This window comes from Mesorhizobium sp. M7A.F.Ca.CA.001.10.2.1 (assembly GCF_003998575.1).
GTDB lineage: Bacteria > Pseudomonadota > Alphaproteobacteria > Rhizobiales > Rhizobiaceae > Mesorhizobium.
On record NZ_RZQY01000852.1, the window covers coordinates 1 to 2,121 of the forward strand.

The window sequence follows — 2,121 nt, forward strand, 5'->3', positions numbered from 1 at the left end:
CTCCGGCGAGCGCCGGAGACGCCAGAAGCGCCAATGCGGCAAGCGCCGCGAACAGAGTTTTCCGGTTTGTCATGGTAATCTCCTCGGGAATCGTCACCTGGCCCGACCGCTAGTGACCGTCCTATGAGAAATCGCTAATTGTACAGAGTAAACTTTAGACAAATGCTGTCTCAATACGCGATCTGCCGATCAGCCCGAAGCATAACCATCTGATATTAAACACGAATCAGCGCTCTTGAACGGCGATGGCACTGAAGTCCCATGCCGGCAGGACTATAGTCCTGCCGGAATCCAGCGGCATGGGTGAAAGTCGTGACGTGGTATATCGGAAAGGCTTTGAAACAGGGCAATTGATAAAGAAAGCACAAGTCTCAGCCGATACTTTCACCGCCGTCGATTACCAGCGCCTGGCCGGTCATGAAGGATGAGCGGTCGGAGACGAGGAACAGGATCGCTTCCGCGATCTCATCGGCGCTGGCCCAGCGTCCCATCGGAATCTTGGTGCGGACATAGGTTTCGATCGCCTCGCGTCCGCCCATCTGGGCGATGAACGGTTCGTTGAACGGCGTGTCGACCCAGCCCGGGCAGAGCGCGTTGACGCGGACATTGTGCCGGGCATAGTCGAGCGACATCTGCCGCGTCATTGCCACTACCGCGTGTTTGGAAGTGGCGTAAGCGATCATCTCGCGGTCGTAGAACACGCCCGAATTGGAGGCGGTATTGAGGATGACACCACCGCCTCGTGCGACCATCGACGGCATGACCATCCTGGCCGCCAGGAACTGCGCCCGCACATTGACCCGCCATGACGCGTCCATGCCGCCGACCTCGACCTCGGTCAGCGTTCCGCCGACCTGGATGCCGGCGTGATTGTGCAGGATGTCGATGCGCCTGTGCCTCTCGATCGTGCCGGCAATGAGCTTTTCCAGCGCCCCATCGTCCGCGACGTCAGTGGCGATCGCCTCGGCCTGCCCGCCCACTGCCCTTATGTCCGAAGCCGTTGCTTCGCCGGCGGCCTGATCCCTGTCGGCGATGACGACCACCGCGCCTTCCCTGCCCATGATCATGGCGCCGGCGCGCCCGATGCCGGAGCCGGCGCCGGTCACGACGGCGATGCGGTCTTTGAGGATCATGATGCGACTTTCAGTTCGACGGCTTGCGCTGGCGCAATTGCCATTGGGCAAGCACCACAAGCAGCACGGAAGCGACGAGCACGATCGTCGCGATGGCGTTGATCTCCGGCGTCACGCCGCGCCGGATCGACGCGAAGACATAGATCGGCAGCGTCGTCTGCGCCCCGGCGACGAAGAAGGCCACAATGAAATCGTCGAAGGAGAAGGTGAAGGCGAGCAGGAAACCGGCAACGACGGCCGGCATGATCTGCGGCAGCACGATCGAGCGGAACGTCGTCAATGGCGTGGCGTAGAGATCGCTCGACGCCTCGACCAGATTGCGGTCGAGGCTGCCGAGACGCGTGCCGACGATCATCGTCACCAGCGCCATGGAGAACAGGCCGTGCGCCGCGATGATCGAGCCGTAGCCGAGCGCCAGGCGCGGCGGCTGGTCGTCGGGCCAGATCGAGGCGAGGAACGGATTGACGACCGTGAACAGCTGGACGAGCGCGACCAGTGTCGAAATGCCGATGACGACGCCCGGAACGACGATCGCGGCGCCCAGAAGCGCATCGAAGACCGCGCGTGTTCTGATGCCGACGCGCGCCAGGCCGAGTGCCGCCGCAGTGCCGCACAACGCCGCCAGCAAGGCGCTGGTGGTGGCGATGAACAGGCTGTTCTTCAGCGCTTCGACCAGGAACGGGTTCGCCAGCGCCTTGCCGTACCATTGCACCGAAAAGCCGGTGAACTCGCTGGCATGGTGGCCGGCGTTGAAGGAGAACAGCACGACCAGTGCGATCGGCAGATAGAGGAAGGCGAACACCACAATGACGAAGGCGCGCATCAGATCAAATCCACCCGGCGGGCGCCCGAAACCCGGGTCGAAATGCGATTGGCGGCAATCAGCACCACCACCGAAACCAGCACCAGCGTGATCGCGATGGCCGAACCGAACGGCCAGTTGCGCGATTGCAGGAACAGGTCGACCAGCGCATTGCCGATAAAGAAC

The 2,121-nt window shown here is 62.3% G+C and carries 2 protein-coding genes and 1 pseudogene; all 3 read right to left on the reverse strand.

The window, feature by feature from the left end:
- Window positions 1-371: 371 nt before the first annotated feature.
- On the reverse strand, window positions 372-1,133 hold the full coding sequence (locus tag EN964_RS32605; RefSeq protein WP_127266976.1) for an SDR family NAD(P)-dependent oxidoreductase: 762 nt from the start codon (window positions 1,131-1,133) through the stop codon (window positions 372-374).
- A 10-nt stretch (window positions 1,134-1,143) separates the two neighbouring features.
- Window positions 1,144-1,956 (reverse strand): ABC transporter permease, encoded by an 813-nt coding sequence (locus tag EN964_RS32610; RefSeq protein WP_127266977.1) that lies wholly within the window; start codon window positions 1,954-1,956, stop codon window positions 1,144-1,146.
- Window positions 1,956-2,121: pseudogene (locus tag EN964_RS38905) on the reverse strand (ABC transporter permease); the annotation flags it as partial. The gene EN964_RS32610 and the pseudogene EN964_RS38905, both read right to left, overlap by 1 nt.

Coding starts and splice junctions, on each gene's coding strand:
- EN964_RS32610 (WP_127266977.1), bottom strand. CDS start 1,956: ATGCGCGCCTTCGTCATTGTGGTGTTCGCCTTCCTCTATCTGCCGATC.
- EN964_RS32605 (WP_127266976.1), bottom strand. CDS start 1,133: ATGATCCTCAAAGACCGCATCGCCGTCGTGACCGGCGCCGGCTCCGGC.